This is a genomic window from Nonlabens xiamenensis (assembly GCF_003865345.1).
Classification (GTDB): domain Bacteria; phylum Bacteroidota; class Bacteroidia; order Flavobacteriales; family Flavobacteriaceae; genus Nonlabens; species Nonlabens xiamenensis.
This window is the reverse complement of record NZ_RMVE01000001.1, coordinates 873,909-892,262: the sequence shown is the minus strand read 5'-3', so window position 1 is coordinate 892,262 and position 18,354 is coordinate 873,909. Positions and strand designations below refer to the sequence as shown.

At 41.8% G+C, this 18,354-nt stretch carries 20 protein-coding genes; 10 read left to right on the top strand and 10 right to left on the bottom strand.

The features are described 5' to 3' along the window. The first annotated feature begins 15 nt into the window (after window positions 1-15). The gene (locus EGM47_RS03900; RefSeq protein ID WP_124979433.1) at window positions 16-873 is read left to right on the top strand and encodes a hypothetical protein; all 858 of its coding nucleotides are present in this window, start codon (window positions 16-18) and stop codon (window positions 871-873) included. Window positions 874-1,039: 166 nt separating this feature from the next. Here EGM47_RS03900 and EGM47_RS03895 read toward each other — a convergent pair whose 3' ends face one another. Further along, window positions 1,040-2,020 carry a pyruvate dehydrogenase complex E1 component subunit beta gene (locus tag EGM47_RS03895; protein WP_124979432.1) on the bottom strand — a complete coding sequence of 327 codons (981 nt, stop codon included), beginning with the start codon at window positions 2,018-2,020 and terminating at the stop codon, window positions 1,040-1,042. 290 nt (window positions 2,021-2,310) lie between these two features. On the opposite strand from EGM47_RS03895, the gene EGM47_RS03890 reads away from it, so the two are divergent. The 9 genes from EGM47_RS03890 (at window position 2,311) to EGM47_RS03850 (ending at window position 11,013) form a co-directional block, all read left to right on the top strand. Continuing rightward, window positions 2,311-3,057, top strand: a complete 747-nt coding sequence (locus EGM47_RS03890) for an electron transfer flavoprotein subunit beta/FixA family protein (RefSeq protein WP_124979431.1) — start codon at window positions 2,311-2,313, stop codon at window positions 3,055-3,057. A gap of 151 nt (window positions 3,058-3,208) precedes the next feature. Continuing rightward, entirely contained in the window at window positions 3,209-4,177 is a 969-nt protein-coding gene (locus EGM47_RS03885; protein WP_124979430.1) for an electron transfer flavoprotein subunit alpha/FixB family protein, read from the top strand. Window positions 4,178-4,281: 104 nt separating this feature from the next. Continuing rightward, complete coding sequence (locus tag EGM47_RS03880; RefSeq protein ID WP_124979429.1) at window positions 4,282-4,893, top strand: bifunctional nuclease family protein; 612 nt, start codon at window positions 4,282-4,284, stop codon at window positions 4,891-4,893. A gap of 16 nt (window positions 4,894-4,909) precedes the next feature. After that, window positions 4,910-6,652: a NupC/NupG family nucleoside CNT transporter gene (locus EGM47_RS03875; protein ID WP_206052102.1), complete on the top strand. Its 1,743-nt coding sequence runs from the start codon at window positions 4,910-4,912 to the stop codon at window positions 6,650-6,652. 93 nt (window positions 6,653-6,745) lie between these two features. Beyond that, window positions 6,746-7,147, top strand: a complete 402-nt coding sequence (locus EGM47_RS03870) for a SpoIIAA family protein (RefSeq protein WP_124979428.1) — start codon at window positions 6,746-6,748, stop codon at window positions 7,145-7,147. A gap of 100 nt (window positions 7,148-7,247) precedes the next feature. Next, window positions 7,248-8,072: a thymidylate synthase gene (locus EGM47_RS03865; RefSeq protein WP_124979427.1), complete on the top strand. Its 825-nt coding sequence runs from the start codon at window positions 7,248-7,250 to the stop codon at window positions 8,070-8,072. 10 nt (window positions 8,073-8,082) lie between these two features. Then, window positions 8,083-8,727 carry a hypothetical protein gene (locus EGM47_RS03860; protein ID WP_124979426.1) on the top strand — a complete coding sequence of 215 codons (645 nt, stop codon included), beginning with the start codon at window positions 8,083-8,085 and terminating at the stop codon, window positions 8,725-8,727. Window positions 8,728-8,887: 160 nt separating this feature from the next. Next, window positions 8,888-10,054, top strand: a complete 1,167-nt coding sequence (gene egtB / locus EGM47_RS03855) for an ergothioneine biosynthesis protein EgtB (protein WP_124979687.1) — start codon at window positions 8,888-8,890, stop codon at window positions 10,052-10,054. After that, on the top strand, window positions 10,051-11,013 hold the full coding sequence (locus tag EGM47_RS03850; protein WP_124979425.1) for an L-histidine N(alpha)-methyltransferase: 963 nt from the start codon (window positions 10,051-10,053) through the stop codon (window positions 11,011-11,013). Before egtB ends, EGM47_RS03850 begins: the two co-directional genes overlap by 4 nt. Before the next feature lie 12 nt (window positions 11,014-11,025). Here EGM47_RS03850 and EGM47_RS03845 read toward each other — a convergent pair whose 3' ends face one another. From EGM47_RS03845 to EGM47_RS03805, 9 genes are all read right to left on the bottom strand, one after another. After that, entirely contained in the window at window positions 11,026-11,310 is a 285-nt protein-coding gene (locus tag EGM47_RS03845) for a NifU family protein (RefSeq protein ID WP_317126859.1), read from the bottom strand. A gap of 1 nt (window position 11,311) precedes the next feature. After that, window positions 11,312-12,451 carry an Mrp/NBP35 family ATP-binding protein gene (locus EGM47_RS03840; protein WP_124979423.1) on the bottom strand — a complete coding sequence of 380 codons (1,140 nt, stop codon included), beginning with the start codon at window positions 12,449-12,451 and terminating at the stop codon, window positions 11,312-11,314. Between the two features lie 109 nt (window positions 12,452-12,560). Continuing rightward, entirely contained in the window at window positions 12,561-13,076 is a 516-nt protein-coding gene (locus tag EGM47_RS03835; RefSeq protein ID WP_124979422.1) for a GreA/GreB family elongation factor, read from the bottom strand. Further along, entirely contained in the window at window positions 13,069-13,455 is a 387-nt protein-coding gene (locus tag EGM47_RS03830) for a DUF2237 family protein (protein WP_124979421.1), read from the bottom strand. The genes EGM47_RS03835 and EGM47_RS03830 overlap by 8 nt, the downstream gene beginning before the upstream one ends. A gap of 87 nt (window positions 13,456-13,542) precedes the next feature. Continuing rightward, the gene (locus tag EGM47_RS03825; protein ID WP_124979420.1) at window positions 13,543-14,268 is read right to left on the bottom strand and encodes a LytR/AlgR family response regulator transcription factor; all 726 of its coding nucleotides are present in this window, start codon (window positions 14,266-14,268) and stop codon (window positions 13,543-13,545) included. Beyond that, complete coding sequence (locus tag EGM47_RS03820) at window positions 14,265-15,314, bottom strand: sensor histidine kinase (protein ID WP_124979419.1); 1,050 nt, start codon at window positions 15,312-15,314, stop codon at window positions 14,265-14,267. The genes EGM47_RS03825 and EGM47_RS03820 overlap by 4 nt, the downstream gene beginning before the upstream one ends. An 81-nt stretch (window positions 15,315-15,395) precedes the next feature. Beyond that, window positions 15,396-16,796: an alpha/beta hydrolase family protein gene (locus EGM47_RS03815; RefSeq protein WP_124979418.1), complete on the bottom strand. Its 1,401-nt coding sequence runs from the start codon at window positions 16,794-16,796 to the stop codon at window positions 15,396-15,398. A 127-nt stretch (window positions 16,797-16,923) separates the two neighbouring features. After that, a complete protein-coding gene (gene trxA, locus EGM47_RS03810; protein ID WP_124979417.1) occupies window positions 16,924-17,217 on the bottom strand; it encodes a thioredoxin in 294 nt (97 codons plus the stop codon). 91 nt (window positions 17,218-17,308) lie between these two features. Further along, complete coding sequence (locus EGM47_RS03805; protein ID WP_124979416.1) at window positions 17,309-18,280, bottom strand: type I phosphomannose isomerase catalytic subunit; 972 nt, start codon at window positions 18,278-18,280, stop codon at window positions 17,309-17,311. Between the last annotated feature and the right edge of the window lie 74 nt (window positions 18,281-18,354).

Below are 18,354 nucleotides of genomic sequence, written 5' to 3'. Positions count from 1 at the left end.
TAAATTTTTTGATTAATGAAATCACTACTTATACCACTCTGCTTTATTTTATTATCATTGACTGCTCATAGCCAGATAGGTATCAATACCAGTGACCCTAAGGCCAATTTGCATATTGCTGCCGGGAGTGTTGACGAACTCAATGGAATATTACTACCGCGAATGGACGAATTTCCTGCGCTTGTCAGTGCAGATCAGGATGGCTTAATGATTTATTGTACCGGATCAGGAACACCTGGCAAAGGTTATTGGTATTATGAGGACGGTAGTGGATGGAAAAAATTATTGGATGGGGATGGCAACGAATTTGATCGATTGACCCATCCAAAATTTCCAGATGGGATGAAAGGTATCGAACCCATCACCGCAGATTTATCCTTAGGTAATTATACCATTCCTGCGGGTAAAAACCTTTATATCACTTCAACTTTGACTAATAGCGGTAGTGCACAAGTCACATTAAATGTTTTTGACTCCACTCAATCCTTGCCTTTTGTATTGGTAAGCAACACCAGAGCTTCCTATGCGTATCCAAGTTTTCAGAATCCGCTGATCTGTAGGCAAAATGACTTTATTGGTGGAAATTGTGTGATCAATGGATTTATTGCTGACGCCACGGTTGATCCGATCTATGCAACTATGTCCTATATGGTTCCTGCAGGTAAGATATTTGTGTATTTAAATTCAAATCAACCAACCAATAATCCCATCAACGAAATAACGATTGACGGAATGCCCGTCGCTTTTTTAGGTACAAATAACGCTGATGGATCCAGCGCCAGACCTTCAGCTATGCCTTTATTTGCAGATGAAGGACAAATCGTTCACATGAGAAACTCTGGCGTGATGAACGGCTATCTTATCAACAAATAGAGAGGGCGCCTCTTAGCGTAACTTTCTCCTGTCAAACTGAGTCTCGTAAAAATTTTTACGTTTCCGATTATCAGAACGACTTCGACAAGCTCAGACTGACAAAATTCTAGCTGATGGGCTTTTTATAGGGAGCCTCCATCCACTGCAACAGAACAACTAGTTTTGCTTAATTGCGGTACATTACTTTCTTAACCCCTTCGATCACGTCTTCATGATTAGGCAGCCATTCGGCCAGTAAAACGGGCGAATAAGGTGCTGGTGTATCCTGGGTATTGATTTTATAAATAGGAGCATCCAGATAATCAAAAGCTTCCGCTTGTACCATATGGCTGATTTCAGTGGAAACGTTACCAAAAGGCCATGCCTCTTCAAGAATCACCAATCGGTTGGTTTTCTTTACACTTTCTAATATCGCTTCTTTATCATATGGACGTACAGTTCTCAAATCGATAATTTCGCATGAAATACCGTCTTTTTCCAGTTCTTCAGCAGCTTTATAGGCTTCTTTAATGATCTTTCCGAAAGAGATAATGGTCACATCCGTCCCTTCTCTTTTGAGCTCAGCCACGCCAATAGGCAGTACGTATTCATCCTCTGGCACCTCACCTTTGTCACCGTACATTTGCTCAGACTCCATAAAGATGACTGGATCATCATCGCGAATCGCAGCTTTCAATAAACCCTTAGCGTCATAAGGATTAGAAGGTACAATCACCTTTAAACCAGGAGTGTTGGCAAACCAATTTTCAAAAGCCTGCGAATGGGTAGCGGCCAGCTGTCCAGCACTGGCAGTTGGACCACGAAAAACGATCGGACATTTAAATTGACCCCCAGACATCTGGCGGATTTTCGCAGCGTTGTTGATGATTTGATCAATCCCAACCAACGAGAAGTTGAAGGTCATATATTCAACGATAGGTCGGTTTCCTGTCATGGTCGAACCGATAGCGATACCCGCAAAACCTAATTCTGAAATAGGTGTATCAATCACTCTTTTGGCACCAAATTCGTCCAACATACCTTTGGAGGCTTTGTAGGCACCGTTGTATTCTGCAACTTCTTCTCCCATCAAATAGACGGACTCATCTCGTCTCATCTCTTCACTCATCGCTTCGGCGATCGCCTCGCGGAACTGGATTGTCTTCATATGGAAATGATATTATCTCAATTTCAAGGAAACAAAAATAACCTACAGCAAGCAAGCATACTAAGAAATTTAGGTAAAAAACGTACAATTTTAAGGACCAATCATTACAGTTGAGACAACCTACTATTCTATTGGGCTTATTTTAACCTTTTGAAACCGGTTTTGCTAGCCATTGATTTTCAGGGCTTAAACAAAATTTGAAGATTTTTTTATTATGCATGCATAGTTTATTAGTGCTTTTTTCCTTAATTTCGCAATCGATTGAAAAACATCATTAAAGCCTATAAAACATGAAGATATTAGTATGTATCAGCCACGTGCCAGATACCACTTCAAAAATCAACTTTACCGATAACGATACCCAATTTGATACCAATGGTGTACAATTTGTCATTAATCCTAACGACGAATTTGGTTTGACCAGAGCCATGTGGTTCAAAGAAAAGCAAGGTGCTAGTGTAGATGTAGTGACCGTAGGAGGCGCTGATGTAGAACCTACTTTGCGTAAAGCCTTGGCTATAGGTGCAGACACAGCCATTAGAGTAGACACTCCAGCAACAGATGGATATGCTGTAGCTCAGCAAATCAGTGCGGTAGTTAAAGATGGTGGTTATGACCTAGTGATTGCTGGTCGTGAATCTATTGATTATAATGGCGGAATGGTTCCAGGAATGGTAGCTGCCATGACAGATGCCAGTTTTGTCAACACTTGTATTTCTTTGGAAATTGATGGCGATAAAGCGACGGCGATCCGTGAAATTGATGGTGGAAAAGAAACTGTTACCACTAGCCTTCCATTAGTCATTGGTGGTCAAAAAGGTTTGGTTGAGGAAAGTGATTTAAGAATACCTAATATGCGCGGTATCATGATGGCCAGAAAAAAACCGCTGAATGTCATTCCGGCGGTAGACGCCTCAGCTGAAACAGCGACCGTAAGCTTTGAAAAGCCAGCACCAAAAGGCCAAGTCACCTTGGTAGAGCCGGATAACTTGGACAAATTAATTGATTTATTGCACAATGAAGCAAAAGCCATATAAGTGGACTAAATGCTTTCATGACAACCATTACAGTTTAATTATTAGAGGTTCCGCTTTCGCGAAAGCGTTTTCACAAAAAGTCGTTTGACCAGCTGAGCCTACTTAAAATAGGAACGCGATTTCCAAACAAATCGCAACAAAAAAATAGAATATGTCAGTACTCGTATATACAGAATCAGAAAATGGGTCTTTTAAAAAGACTGCCTATGAAGTGGCTAGTTATGCCAAAGGAATTGCCGACATGATGGGCACCGATGTGGCAGCGGTTGCTTTTAATGCCAATGATGCCGGAGAGCTAGGGACCTATGGGGTAAGCAGTCTGCACAATATCAAAGACGATCAATTGTCACAATTCAAAGCTGCAGCTTATGCAAAAGCCATCGCCCAAACCGCTAAGGAAGTTGGCGCTAAGGTAGTGGTGATCAGTTCTAGTGCAGATGCTAAATATTTGGGCTCACTGCTGAGTGTCCATTTAGAAGCTGGATATGTTTCCAACGTAACTGAATTGCCATCTTCTACCGAGCCTTTTACAGTGAAACGCACGGTATTTACCAACAAAGCCTTTGCCAACAGCTCTATCAACACGGATGTAAAATTGGTTGGCCTCAGTAAAAACGCCTATGGACTAAAAGAAAACCCTACCGATTGTACAGTTAAGGAATTCACTCCATCTCTATCTGACGGTGACTTCATGGTAGAAGTACAGTCTGTAGATAAGGCTACAGATAAGGTCACTATTGCCGATGCAGAGATTGTGGTGAGTGCTGGACGTGGTCTAAAAGGACCAGAGAACTGGGGCATGATTGAAGAATTAGCTGATGTATTAGGTGCGGCCACCGCTTGTTCCAAGCCTGTAAGTGATATGGGATGGAGACCACACAGCGAGCACGTTGGACAAACTGGTAAACCAGTAGCTTCCAATTTATATATTGCTATTGGTATTTCAGGAGCCATTCAGCACCTGGCTGGTATCAACGCTTCCAAAGTTAAAGTTGTCATCAACACAGATGCAGAAGCTCCTTTCTTTAAGGCGGCAGACTATGGTGTAGTAGGCGATGCCTTTGAAGTAGTCCCTGTTTTGATTGAGAAACTGAAGGCCTTTAAAGCGGCAAATGCCTAGGAAAAAAAATAATTCGTTTAGAATTTCTTAGATTTAAGGCTGTGCAATACGAGAAAAATCTCATTTTTGCACAGCTTTTTCATTATATCAGTTCACAAAGCCACATGAGCCTAAAGCGATTAAACATTAGAGGCATCTCTTACAGTCAAACCCAAAATGGGGCCTATGCTCTAGTTTTAAAGGAAGTGGACGGTTCAAGGCAGTTGCCCATCGTGATTGGTGCTTTTGAGGCACAGAGTATTGCCATCGCACTGGAAAAAGAATTAAGTCCGCCGCGACCACTTACCCATGATTTATTTAAGAGTTTTGCCGAGCGATTTTCCATTGTGGTCAAGCAGGTGATCATCCATAAATTGGTGGATGGTGTATTTTACAGCAGCCTGATCTGTGAACGGGACAGGATTGAAGAAATTATCGATGCCCGTACAAGTGATGCTATCGCGTTGGCCGTTAGGTTTAAAGCGCCGGTATTTACCTATGAAAACATACTGGAAGAAGCCGGAATCCAACAGCACATTAAACCAGACAAGGAATTGGAGATGACTGAACTCGATGATGAGGAAATGATCGAGGAGCTAATCAGCACTGCCAGTTCAGAAGGAGAAGACTATAGCCGTTATAGTCTTAAGGAATTGAATAACATGCTGGCCGAAGCTGTTTCTAATGAAAATTATGAGCTAGCCGCCCAAATCAGAGACGAGATCTCCAAGCGTTAATCTCACTTCGTTTTTTATGACAAATCCATTACACCGACTCTGCAGTCTATTGTTGTTTATCTTTTTTATCAGCACCGGAGTCGCTCAGGAATCCATGGTTTCTATTGAAGGTACCTGGATCAATAGTCAACAATTCACAGCTGTCGATAGTACAGATTTCAAAGTGGATTCCCTTAGGTTTTTCAATGGAAACTTTGAATCCTTCAAGGCTGATGGAACTGTGGCTAGCGGAAATTACTCCTTAGCCAATAATCAGCTTAACTTACATTATTATCAACCCAAGGCTGTGACCAGTATTTTTGACGTACAATCCTTGACCAATGATGGATTGGTCATTGAAAACAGTCAGTACCGCTATGCATTTGAAAGTAAAACAGCGCCGCTGGAAACGACTGCTGTGGATCCTGTAGATAGCAAAGCTAGTTTTGCCATCGATCCTTCCAATGGATTGGGCTTTACCTTTGAGAGTTTTTATCGTGGGGTGATCGGTATAGTCTTTATTTTGGGTGTATGCTTTCTCTTGAGCGCCAATAGACGAAAGATCGACTGGAAACTTGTTGGGACTGGATTGTTCCTACAAATTGTATTTGCGGTATTAGTATTGGAGGTGGATTGGGTCGCAGCTGGATTTGATGCCGTTTCCAAAGGTGTAGTGAACTTTTTAAATACCGCAGAAGCAGGAGCAGATTTTGTATTTGGAAAATTGATCGATCCTTCAGCCAGCATGGGATACATTTTTGCCTTTAAAGTCTTGCCTACGATTGTATTCTTTTCGGCCTTTACTTCATTACTTTATTATCTAGGGATTCTGCAAAAGATCGTTTATGCCTTTGCTTGGGTGATGAGTAAAACCATGCGATTGAGTGGAGCAGAATCACTGGCAGCTGCTGCCAATATTTTTATCGGTCAAACTGAGGCGCCTTTGGTAGTTAAACCCTACTTAGAAAAAATGACCAAGTCTGAAATTCTATGCCTCATGGTCGGGGGAATGGCCACCATTGCGGGTGGTGTACTCGCGGCCTTTATTGCATTTTTAGGTGGAGACAGCGATGCTGAAAAAGTCATATTCACCAAGCACCTGCTCACGGCATCCATTATGAGCGCGCCTGCAGCCATATTGATCGCCAAAATGTTGTTCCCAGAAGACGCGCCTGAAAAAATTGACCGTAAATTGAATATCTCCAAAGATAAAATTGGTTCCAATGTATTGGATGCCATCTCTACTGGTACTACAGATGGTCTTAAACTTGCTGTCAATGTGGGAGCCATGCTTCTCGTGTTCACGGCTATTATGGCAGTAGTCAATTGGGGTCTGGGAGATCTGATTGGCGCACCCACCGGACTAAATGGTTGGATTGCTGACTCTACCGATGGTCGCTACGATAGTTTTTCCATGCAATATATCATGGGTAATTTGTTTTCTCCTGTGGCCTGGCTAATCGGCGTTCCTTCTGAAGACATCGTGAGCGTAGGGCAATTATTAGGGGAAAAAACAATATTGAATGAGTTTTTTGCCTATGGTTCATTAAGTACGCTTAAAAACACAGGTGTATTGACTAATTATCGATCCATTGTCATTTCTACCTATGCCCTGTGTGGTTTTGCCAATTTTGCCTCCATAGGTATTCAAATTGGCGGTATTGGTGTGCTGGCTCCTTCACAACGTAAGGTATTGGCAAAATTTGGTATTAAGGCACTTATCGGAGGTACCTGCGCAGCCTTGCTTACAGCTACCATCGCAGGGATGTTGTTCGGTTGATCAAAAATATTGATGAAACTTAGGTTTCTTAATGTTTTGTTAATCCAAATATTGTATCTTTGTTTTTAAAACCAGCTATTCACCGGCACATTTATGATTCCACAAGGTTACCATAAGAAATTTAATTATGATTTCGGCCAGTTGTTCTGTTATGACCATTATGTGATCGGCAAGCTGGACGAAGATTCATTGGTAACTACTACCCTTGCCACACAGCTTTTGTCAGATATACGATCCCACTATGGCAAAAATAAAGTGGTTTATATTTCCAACCGTGAATTCGGACATAGCGTAGATCCTAAAGTTTATAAGCTGATCAACCCCAAGCAAATGATTGGGATTGCGATCGTTGGAAACTCATCCATTCAACGTATCCAGGCCACTACAGAACAATCCCTGTACAACGGTTCATTTGGATATTTCAACAATATGGAAAGTGCAGTACTTTGGGCCAAAACATTTGTTCAGGATAAGCTAAGTAAACCTACCGGTTAATAACTGAGTATATCTTCTTGCACCCTGACTTTTATCTGATCTAAATTTTCGAGTATTTTGTGAAAGCTGGGACAACTAGCAAGGATCAATCCGTATGATTATGAAGCAATACCAAGATTTACTACAACTTATTTTGGATGAAGGTGTGGATAAAGGAGACCGCACAGGAACTGGAACTCGTAGCCTATTTGGACATCAGATGAGATTTGACCTCAGTGAAGGTTTTCCGTTGGTGACCACTAAAAAAGTACATCTAAAATCCATTATATACGAATTATTATGGTTGTTGTCTGGTGATACCAATATCAAATATTTAAAAGATAACAACGTACGCATTTGGAATGAATGGGCCGATGAAAACGGAGACCTAGGTCCTGTTTATGGACACCAATGGCGAAACTGGAACAGCGAGGGAATCGACCAGATTAAAGAAGTGATACATACCTTAAAAACCAATCCAGACAGTAGAAGAATGATGGTCACTGCGTGGAATCCAAGTGTTATGCCAGACACTAGCAAAAGTTTTGCCGAGAATGTATCTAACGGCAAAGCTGCCTTGCCCCCTTGTCATGCCTTTTTTCAATTTTACGTGGCCAATGGCAAACTGAGCTGTCAACTATACCAACGCAGTGCTGATGTATTTTTGGGTGTGCCATTTAACATTGCAAGTTATGCCTTGTTAACCATGATGATGGCCCAGGTTTGTGGTTATGAATACGGTGACTTCATTCACAGTTTTGGGGATGTTCACATTTACAATAATTTAAGGGAACAGGTGGAATTACAATTAACCAGAGCGCCCAGGCCATTGCCTACCATGCAACTGAACCCATCCGTCAAAAATATCTTTGATTTTACCTACGAAGACTTTAAGCTGGAAAATTATGATCCGCATCCGGCCATCAAAGGCGTTGTGGCGGTCTAAGTCAGTCAATATGAACAAGGCCATAGTCATTGTGCTTTTTTTAATGAGTGCAATCCAAGCTCAAGCGACTGCGCAGGATCCTTACGCTGGATATCGTGAGGTAGATACCATCAGTTTTCCAATGTCAGATCGTTTTTACGTGAAAAGATTGCGGGCAGAAGATACTGACCAACCCAATCAGGTCAAGGTAAGCTGGGTGGCACACAAATCTATCAAGAAATTTTTGGTGGAGATCAGAGATTCTAGTGTCAGCGAATTATTTTATCGTCAAATACAACGCAAAGACTTCATTATTGGACCGGCCAATGCTCATTACACAATCATGCCATTGTCCAATAATCTTTTGGGCAAACCAAAAACAGTCATCCACCGTCCCTTGACTGCGGCCCAACTTGCCCAACAAGTCACCCGAAAAAATGAAATCATATCAGATAGGGACCGACGTCATCAGGCCATTCAGAAGAGAAGAGAGCAGCTAAAAGCAGAAAAGGAATTAAGGGGAACGGTTCGGCTGATTGTAATAGGGGCAGTAATTTTAGGGCTGGCTATTTTTACCACCCTTGTCATTTTTCTCGTTCGCTACCTGACCAGACATCGAGATCCCAGGGAAAATAGGATTTTGGAAAACCGCGACTATTCAGATGGGTGGGAATAAGAAATGGATCATTGAAATGTATTTATCCCGCTAAAAAATATTCATCGAGGAAAAATATTCCATTGATTAATGCACATATTCATCAAGTAGATAGGCTTTAACGAGAGGTTAACGCTTTCGCGAAAGCGGAAAACCTAAAAACATCCTACTTTTGAAATACATGGCAACCCAGGCATCCTTTCTAAGCTTTTTTTCTGATACCAGAGCCCAGACCGAATTGATTTGTCGACCTCTCCAAACAGAGGATTATGTGGTGCAACCTATTGTAGATGTGTCGCCTCCCAAATGGCACCTAGGTCATACCACCTGGTTTTTTGAAGAATTTCTTTTGGATCCTTACCTACCTGGATACACCAGATATCATGATCAATATGCCTACGTATTCAATAGTTATTACGAAAGTGTCGGCAAACGTGTGGTGCGCACCGATAGGGGAAACCTTTCCCGACCCAGCGTAGAAGAAATTTATGCCTACCGCAGCCATGTAACTGAACACATGGCCGATTTGATACGCAATCATTTTTCTGAGGATTGGTTACCTGTATTGGAAATAGGTATCCATCACGAAAAGCAACATCAGGAATTATTGCTTACTGATATTAAATATATTCTGGGACATAATCCATTGTTGCCGATGTACGGTAAGACCGGGGATGAAGAATACTTTGAACCAACACCGGCTTCCATGATATCCATCCCAGAAGGAATTTATGAAGTCGGCTATGGAGGTGACAAATTTTGTTACGACAATGAAAAGCCTAAACATCGGGTCTTTCTGGAAGCTTACGAGATTTCCAAAAAGCTGGTAACCAATGGTGAGTGGTTAGATTTTATGGAAGACGGTGGTTACGAGAAGGTATTGCTTTGGCATACAGAAGGCTGGGATTGGGTAAAAAAGAATAAGATTGATAGTCCTATGTATTGGCACAATAGCCAAGGCCAATGGGAGCAATATCTTTTGAGTGGTACTCGACCCGTTGATAGTGAGGCAGCTGTTACCCATATTTCCTATTATGAGGCTTTTGCCTACGCACAATGGAAAGGCATGAGATTACCTACTGAATTTGAGTGGGAAGTGGCCCAATCTAACTTTAATCATGGCAAGAGATGGGAGTGGACAGAAAGTGCCTACCTACCCTATCCCAATTATCAAAAACCAGAAGGTGCTTTGGGAGAATATAATGGTAAGTTCATGGTGAATCAAAAAGTCCTGAGAGGCGGATCGATAGCCACGGCATCCCTTCACACCAGACCCACCTATAGAAATTTTTTCCATCCACCACTGCGTTGGCAGTTCACTAGCCTGAGATTGGCCCAATCTTTATGACAAAACAGGAATCCTTTCAACAGGAATTTGAAGATCACGTCCGTAAAGGACTAACGAGTTCGCCCAAATTTCTAAGTTCAAAATACATTTATGATGATAAAGGAGATGCTTTATTTCAGCAGATTATGGCGCTCCCTGAATATTACCTCACCAATGCCGAGTATAATATTATGGAGCGGTACGCCCCAGACTTACGCAAAAGATTTGGCAATGACAAAGGCTTTGATCTGATCGAGTTGGGTGCTGGTGACGGAAAAAAAACAAAAGTCTTACTGAGCGAATTAATTAACCACCAGACCAATTTTACTTATATTCCAATAGACATCAGCCAACACGCTTTAGATGATTTGGCTGAAAGGTTGACAGCAGAATGGCCTGAACTAGAGATTCAGCCGGAACAAGGCACCTATTTTAAGGTGCTAAAAGAGCTGTCTAGCTACAATGCCCGACCAAAGGTGATCATGGTTTTGGGGTCCAATATCGGTAACCTTAAACACGAAGCAGCGATTCAATTCTTGCATGAAATTCAGGAGAGCATGTCTCCGGCAGATTTGTTATTTATGGGATTTGACCAGAAGAAAGACCCGTTGACTATACAAACTGCCTATGCAGACCCAACTGGCGTCACCCAAGAATTCAACCGTAATCTGTTACATCGATTGAATCGGGAATTCGGTGCTGACTTTCCAGTCGAAATCTTTGAACATTGGGAGGCCTATGATCCAGAGTCCGGAACAGCCAAAAGTTACCTTATCGCCACCAAAGCCTGTAAAGTGCGATTAGAGAAGTTAAATTTGAATATTGATTTCAGACAATGGGAGACTATTCATACAGAGATCTCTCAGAAATACGACGATCCTACCGTGGAATGGCTCGCTGAACAAGCTTCACTAGAAATAGAAGAAATATTTGAAGACAGCGATCATCTTTTCAAGGATTATCTCTTCCGCAAACAATAAAAGTCTAGAAAATCAGTCGTCCAATTGGTCACGATAGTCCTCTGCCAGTTCTTGACCTGAAATATCGGTGACAGTCTGAATTTGCGGAGCATGTTTTTTAATCGTCAGCTCGACTCCTGACTTGAGGGTCATTTGATTGACGTGACATCCCACACAAGTTCCTAAAAGTCTCACGGTCACATCTTTATCATCTTTAATGGAAACTAATTCAATATCTCCATTATCCCGTTGTAAGAAGGGGCGGATTTCTTCCAGACCTGCTTCTACTGCTGCGGTAAGTTTTGCTCCAGTCATCATATTATTTTTTTACGGCACTGCAACCCGCCATGGTCGTAATCTGTATGGCTTTGGTAGGCGGCAAGGCATCATTTCTCCTTACCGTTTCAGAAACCACATTTCTTGTAATTTCCTCAAAGGCTTTTTCTATATCCGTTCCCTCTTGCATGGCGGCTGGACGACCTACGTCCCCAGCTTCTCTAATACTCTGTTGTAACGGTAATTCTCCTAGGAAAGGCACCTTCAAGTCCTCGGCCAAATGTCTGGCACCATCCTTACCGAAAATATGATATTTGTGATCCGGTAATTCTGGTGGAGTGAAATAAGCCATATTTTCTACGATACCTAGAACAGGTACATTGATACTTTCCTGTTGAAACATGGCCACTCCCTTACGTGCATCAGCCAGTGCAACATTTTGTGGGGTAGAAACTACGACAGCACCGGTTAAAGGAAGCGATTGCATAATACTCAAGTGGATATCTCCAGTTCCTGGTGGTAAATCCACGAGCAGGAAATCTAGATTTCCCCACGCGGCATCAAAAATCATTTGGTTCAACGCTTTGGCAGCCATTGGGCCTCGCCATACTACCGCCTGATCGGGTTGGGTAAAAAATCCAATGGAAAGCACCTTAACTCCATAACTTTCTACTGGTTTCATTTTTGATTTACCATCAACAGTAACAGATAGAGGTCGCTCGTTGATGATATCAAACATAATCGTCGCACTAGGACCATAAATATCAGCATCCAACAAACCTACCTTAAATCCCATTTTTGCTAGCGATACCGCAATATTGGCGGTAACAGTAGATTTTCCTACACCTCCTTTACCAGAGGCGACCGCTACGATATTATCTATACCTGGAATAGGTTTTCCTTTGATTTCAGGTTTCTTATCAGCGGTTTGTTGCACCTCAACTTTAAGGTTGACTTTTACCTCGGCTTTGGGGTGAACTTGATCGTGGATTGTCTTTAAGATGGACACTTCCACCTTTTTTTTAGCTTGAAGACTGGGATTATTAATAGTGATATCTACTACCACTTCTTCACCAAAAACCAATACGTTTTTAACGGCGCCGCTTTCCACCATGTTTTGACCCTCTCCTGGTACAGAAAGGCTTTCTAAGGCCTTGAGCACGTCTTTCTTTTCTATCTTCATTACAATTGTTAGAGACGACAAAGATAAGGTTCGAACGGATCAATTAAAAATCATTCTAAATAAAAGAAATGAGGTGTTTTATAAGGATTTATAGGGAATGACCAGTGGATTAGTCTTTCACGTAAGTGTAATCAATTTCATCGACCCTTAACAGTCTTACTTCATTCCCTAATTTAAATTCGACGGTTTCGCCAACCTTGGCGCCCATCAAGGCTTTGGCGATGGGTGTGGTAAAAGCGATTTTTCCCTCATTGACATTAGCTTCATCGACTCCAGTAATGGTGAATACCTGTTTGCTCTTTATCGCAGCATTATATAAACTAACCCTCGCCCCAAATCTCACTTCCCCTTGGGGCTGTTCCTGCAAGTCAATTGGTCTGGCACTGGCCAAACGCTCTTTTAAAAGTTGAATTTTGCCTGAAATTAAAGTTTGGACCCGTCTACGTTCTGTTTCATTGGTTTCAACGATATGACTGAAATCATGTTCCAATTGATCGAGCTCTTCTTTAAGTGCTTGATATCCTTGCGGAGTCACATAATTGATCACCTGATCTGGTAGTACTGCACGTTGCGGGATGATGACAGGTTCTTCTTGGTCCCCTTCTTTGACAAAACCTCTACTCATCGATAGCATATTTTTTCAAAGTATCCAGGCTTACGTGCTCTAATGCCTGAATTGCAGTAGCTTTTAAATAAATTTTTGGTGCTTTGCCTGCTTTTTCTGCCTCTACCCATCGCATCACGCAAAGACACCATTGATCGCCCTCCTGTAATCCTGGGAAATTATACCTCAGATTTGGTGTAGATAGGTCGTTACCCTTGGATTTGGTAAATTCCAAAAATTCTTTGTTCATCACCGCACAAACTACATGCGTACCATGATCTTCTAAGGCAGTCCTGCAAAAACCATCACGCCAATATCCAGTCATCGGATCTGTACAACAGGAAATCAGCGGATTTCCATAAACATTTTTTTGTTTGGGGTGTGAGGGTATTTCTTCCATGCCCTCAATGTAAGAAAATTAGGGGACGCCTATTGTGAAAATGCGGTTAATGGTTGAAAACTAATGATGTGAAACTAGTGTTGAATTTCAAATACCAAACTTTTCTTTCAGAATAACGGCCTGCCTTCTGGAAACCTTGACGATCGAACCATTTTTAAGTTTGATTTTGAAGCTACCTTTAAAATAGGGATCCACTTTATCGATATGCTCTAAATTAACGAGTTGCTGCCGATTGACCCTAAAAAACATGGCGTCATCTAATCGCTCTTCTATTTGGTGCAGTGATTTATAAATCATGGGGCATTGCGCACCCCAGTAAACCTTTGTGTAATTACCTTCCACTTCAAAAAGACTCACTTCTCCTACCTTAACCATCCAGCATCGCTCCCCATCCTTGATAAATAATTTGCTGTGAGCTTCCAGCATCTCCGATTTCTGGATACTTTCTGAATCATTAATATTCTCTAAAGCCTTTTCAATGGCTTTCTGGAATCTCGAAGCACTGATAGGTTTTAACAAGTAATCCAATGCGTTGTATTCAAAGGATTTGACTGCATATTCATCATAGGCGGTTGTAAAAATTACGCTAGGTACCCAGTCCACCGATTCCAATAATTCAAAGCCATCTCGACCAGGAAGGTGGATGTCCAAAAACATAAGGTCGGGTCGCTCACTCTTCATTATTTCTAGGGCTTGGTCAGCGTTTTCGGCCTCGCCAATTAACTCGATTTCTGGATAGGCTTTGATCAGTCGTTTAAGCTCATTGCGGGCCAAACGCGAATCTTCAACTATAATGGCTTTAACATCTTTCATGAGATAGGAATTAAGACGCTGGCCACTACCTTTTTCTCTTGCTCTTCCAAATGGAAGGAAGCTTTACCATCGTAAATAAGACGCAAACGCTCTTTGATGTTATTCACGCCCACCTGAGTCCCCTGAGTATCCTGCCTGAGCTGGCCATCGTTGGTCAATCTAATACTTACTTGATCTCCTACGATTGCTATATTTAATACTATTGAACCTCCTGCGGTGAGCTCAGAAACTCCGTGTTTGACTGCATTTTCCACCAGCATTTGTAACAGCATGGGTGGAACATCAACCGTCTGAAGACCTTCCTCAATATTTTCGTCATACGCCAGGCGATCCTCCAGGTGTATTTTGGCCAGAGCAATATAATTGCGCACTATTCCTAATTCCTCTTTCAAAGGAACCAGGTTTTGATTATTTCGCGTAAGCGAAAACCTCAACATTTCTGAAAGCTGGGTCAGCATATCTCTTGCCTTGTCTACATCTTCTAACATCAGCGCCCTGATGTTGTTCAAACTATTGAACATAAAATGTGGATTGACCTGTCCTTTAAGCGTGTTGAGCTGACTTTCTTTGGCCATATTTTCTAACCGTAATCGTTCCCACTTCATTTCCTGACTACGTAGAAAATAGGTAATGGCCACATATAATGCCAACCACAATACCAGGTAAATCACCGTATTGATATAGGCAATGACATATTGGGAAAGATTGCGATTCAACTGTTCAGGTTCAAAATAACCATACGCCCAGCCACATACATATTCTATCAGAAAAGTCAGTACGAATCCGAGCACCAATAAACTCAGCACAGTTTTTATCAATTTAATCCAACTCCATTCACCAGGCCATCCTATCCAATTTTTACATAAAAATCTCAAGCTATGGGAAGTCACTATCCCCAAAATGATGATAGACGCATTTTCCACCAAAATATAGTAGTGGCTCAAGCGGTTATCAATCCAAATTTTTGCGACCGCATTCAGGCCAAATGGTATTCCCCATCCTAGTACCTGTAGCAACCAGTATAAATGCTTCTGTGATAATTTCATGAGTGGATTGACAACAATTTTGTACTACAAAGGATCAATTTTAGCATCGCAAGGATATCAAGCAAGGTAATCCTAAAATAATCAATTGAATCTGCTATGGATCCATTCGGTCATAAGTTGTAAGACCGAGGGATCTATGGTTTGCTCAATAAGTGCATATTCATTGCTTCCACCTGTTTCTGCACGTTGAAAAAGGTGGTTGAGACCTTGGAGTTCTTTGATGCTGTAGTCTTTGAGTTTCGCTTTCGCGAAAGCGACTTCAAAACCAGGCAGGTTATCAGATGCAATCACCTGGTAATCCAGTGAGCCATTGAGTACTAGCGTGGGAACAGTGATTTTCTCCAGGTTCGGCTGTGGATCATAGGCAAGAAAAAAGCGCATCCATGGGGATGAAAATTCTTTGACAAACTTTTCAATATAGGTGTCGTTGTATTTAGGCTGAAGGCTTTCTGGTAAAGCAGATCTGCGCTGGGAAATCATTTTTATCAAATCCTTTTGCAGCTCTTCATCCGTGGCTTTAGGTGAGGAATTCATGTGCTTAAATATTTGCTCCATCAAATCCATCTCAGCTTGCAATTCGACAGTTGGTGCGCCTTGAAGGGCTGCGCTTTTTCTCATTTGTGGTAATAATACCTGATCACCTTTTATAGCAGGTCCTGCCAGCGATATAAAAAAGGCAACATCTTCTGGTTGTGCCGCCATGACAATCGGTGCGATTAATCCGCCCTCGCTATGGCCAATTAATCCGATTGCCTTGTCGTCGACATCATTTCTAGCTTTTAGAAATTGAATAGCCGCAGCTACATCTGTGGCAAAATCTGCACTCGTAGCACCGGCTTGAGTTCCCTCACTTTCCCCTACGCCACGATCATCAAACCTCAATACTGCGATACCCTGTCTGGTCAGGTGATCGGCCAGAACCCAGAAAGGTTCATGCCCAAAAATTTCCTCATTGCGGTTCTGTGGTCCAGAACCAGAAATCAAAATAGCTACCGGTGGCTGATTATTGTTTTGAGGAAGGGTCAAGGTTCCTGCCAGCTTGATACCGTTAGCTGCACTGTTGGTAAAAACCACTTCTTCTATTTGATAAGGAAATGGTGCTTTGGGTGTTTGAGGTCTGGTTGGTTCTTTGACGGTGTAGTTACCACGTTGAAGATTTAACGGCTGGCCACCTGGTCCTTGATTAAAAAAACCTTTAATCTCATCACCCGAAAGACTACCTTTATATTTGATTTTAAAGGAATTGAGCTCCAAAAAAATACTATCCTGCTTTACTTCTACCTTGTCCAGTGGAAAATAGGCCTCAGATTGTTTAGGACTTTGCATGCTGCCCTCGTAACCCTCACTGGTTTTGGTGATTTCAAAAACCAACGGTAAACCACCGATGCTGCCGTTCCAAGGTCCGACGAAATCTTGGGCTTGACTAAAAAAGGATGCCAAGATAAAGGCGATCCAAATACATTTTTGGGTGAAATTTTTCATGGATATAAATTTAAAGATCAATTCAAATCTATAGGCTATGACTCACGCTAGAAAGCAAATTATGACGAACGGTAATTGTTGAAAGTCCAACGGTTCAAAAAGGGTACCGGTTTTAAAAACTTAACGATCAGGCACTCAGCAACCTTTGTTTGAGTTCGCTCAACGGTTGTACACCAGCACCTTTCCACACCTGCTTACCATTTTTGAAGATCATAAAAGCAGGAACACCTCTGATGGCAAATTTTTGGGCGAGCGCCTGGTTCTTATCAACATCGATTTTGAGTATGCGCACTTGATCACCTAGATCTTTTTTCAGCTGATCCAATACAGGTAACATGGTCTGGCAAGGCCCACACCAAGTGGCGTAAAAATCGATTAAAACAGGGGCATCTCCGTTGGTGAGTTCTTTAAAACTGGCCATGATTTTTATTTTAAAAATACGATGGTTTTTGCTTGAATTACGTTAGGAATTTAATAAAGTAGCCTTGATCAAAAGGAGTAAATCGGGACGCTTACAAGTAAATCTCAATTAAATCTGCTGCCTTGGCCTCCCAGGTAATATCTTTTACCCCATGAGGCAGCAATAAGCATTGTCCCAGAGACAAAGCATAAGTTTTATCTTGATAATGACAGGTGGCGCTTCCCTTGACGCACATATAAATCACAAAAGAATCCAGTATATCCAAAGACCTGTCGATTCGGCCATTGAGCGACCAGAAGTTGGTTTTAAAATATGAAGATTGCACCAAAGAATTGGGCTGGTTAGGCTTCTTTAAATAATCTGTATGGTATTGGTCAGGCCTATTAAAGTCTATAGCCTTCAAGGCGAGTTCGGTATGCAATTCACGCTTCTGACCAGTACGTGCATCCTTACGGTCATAATCATAAATCCTGTAGGTAACATCAGAAGATTGTTGGATTTCTGCGAGCACCACGCCACTTCCTATGGCATGCACCCTTCCTGTAGGGATGTAAAATACATCACCTTCCTTCACAGGAATCTCATTGAGCACCTCTGGAAGACGTTTTTCCTGTATCAGCTTTTGATAATCAGCTTCATCAACATCTGTGTTAAAGCCTACAATAATACTTGCATCATCAAAGGAAGGCATGATATACCACATCTCATTTTTACCAAAAGATCCATGAAGCTGCCTGGCCAGGTCATCGCTGGGATGTACTTGAATGGACAATGGTTTTTTGGCATCAATAAATTTGATCAGTAAGGGAAATTTTCCCTCATATTGTTGATCAATACGTTCCCCCAACAATTCTGTTCCAAAATCTGCAATGAGGTCGTTCAAGGTTTTACCTTTATAATCCCCATTGCTGACCTTGGTTTCATTTCCAGGTACCGCGCTGATTTCCCATGATTCACCAATATTGTCTCCTTGAAATTCTTTATCGTAATCTGTTTTTAATTTGGTTCCTCCCCAGATGCGATATTGGAAGATAGGTTCAAATTTCAAGGGGTATTTTTTCATCAGTTCGGCTTGCATGCGGGCGCAATTTACAAAATAAGCCTGTTTTAACTAGCCATGATTAGATGGCTTGACTT

Excerpts from the sequence above, each read along its gene's own strand:
- EGM47_RS03900 (WP_124979433.1), top strand. The coding sequence starts at position 16 with ATGAAATCACTACTTATACCACTCTGCTTTATTTTATTATCATTGACT.
- EGM47_RS03895 (WP_124979432.1), bottom strand. The coding sequence starts at position 2,020 with ATGAAGACAATCCAGTTCCGCGAGGCGATCGCCGAAGCGATGAGTGAA.
- EGM47_RS03890 (WP_124979431.1), top strand. The coding sequence starts at position 2,311 with ATGAAGATATTAGTATGTATCAGCCACGTGCCAGATACCACTTCAAAA.
- EGM47_RS03885 (WP_124979430.1), top strand. The coding sequence starts at position 3,209 with ATGTCAGTACTCGTATATACAGAATCAGAAAATGGGTCTTTTAAAAAG.
- EGM47_RS03880 (WP_124979429.1), top strand. The coding sequence starts at position 4,282 with ATGAGCCTAAAGCGATTAAACATTAGAGGCATCTCTTACAGTCAAACC.
- EGM47_RS03875 (WP_206052102.1), top strand. The coding sequence starts at position 4,910 with ATGACAAATCCATTACACCGACTCTGCAGTCTATTGTTGTTTATCTTT.
- EGM47_RS03870 (WP_124979428.1), top strand. The coding sequence starts at position 6,746 with ATGATTCCACAAGGTTACCATAAGAAATTTAATTATGATTTCGGCCAG.
- EGM47_RS03865 (WP_124979427.1), top strand. The coding sequence starts at position 7,248 with ATGAAGCAATACCAAGATTTACTACAACTTATTTTGGATGAAGGTGTG.
- EGM47_RS03860 (WP_124979426.1), top strand. The coding sequence starts at position 8,083 with ATGAACAAGGCCATAGTCATTGTGCTTTTTTTAATGAGTGCAATCCAA.
- egtB (WP_124979687.1), top strand. The coding sequence starts at position 8,888 with ATGGCAACCCAGGCATCCTTTCTAAGCTTTTTTTCTGATACCAGAGCC.
- EGM47_RS03850 (WP_124979425.1), top strand. The coding sequence starts at position 10,051 with ATGACAAAACAGGAATCCTTTCAACAGGAATTTGAAGATCACGTCCGT.
- EGM47_RS03845 (WP_317126859.1), bottom strand. The coding sequence starts at position 11,310 with ATGATGACTGGAGCAAAACTTACCGCAGCAGTAGAAGCAGGTCTGGAA.
- EGM47_RS03840 (WP_124979423.1), bottom strand. The coding sequence starts at position 12,451 with ATGAAGATAGAAAAGAAAGACGTGCTCAAGGCCTTAGAAAGCCTTTCT.
- EGM47_RS03835 (WP_124979422.1), bottom strand. The coding sequence starts at position 13,076 with ATGAGTAGAGGTTTTGTCAAAGAAGGGGACCAAGAAGAACCTGTCATC.
- EGM47_RS03830 (WP_124979421.1), bottom strand. The coding sequence starts at position 13,455 with ATGGAAGAAATACCCTCACACCCCAAACAAAAAAATGTTTATGGAAAT.
- EGM47_RS03825 (WP_124979420.1), bottom strand. The coding sequence starts at position 14,268 with ATGAAAGATGTTAAAGCCATTATAGTTGAAGATTCGCGTTTGGCCCGC.
- EGM47_RS03820 (WP_124979419.1), bottom strand. The coding sequence starts at position 15,314 with ATGAAATTATCACAGAAGCATTTATACTGGTTGCTACAGGTACTAGGA.
- EGM47_RS03815 (WP_124979418.1), bottom strand. The coding sequence starts at position 16,796 with ATGAAAAATTTCACCCAAAAATGTATTTGGATCGCCTTTATCTTGGCA.
- trxA (WP_124979417.1), bottom strand. The coding sequence starts at position 17,217 with ATGGCCAGTTTTAAAGAACTCACCAACGGAGATGCCCCTGTTTTAATC.
- EGM47_RS03805 (WP_124979416.1), bottom strand. The coding sequence starts at position 18,280 with ATGAAAAAATACCCCTTGAAATTTGAACCTATCTTCCAATATCGCATC.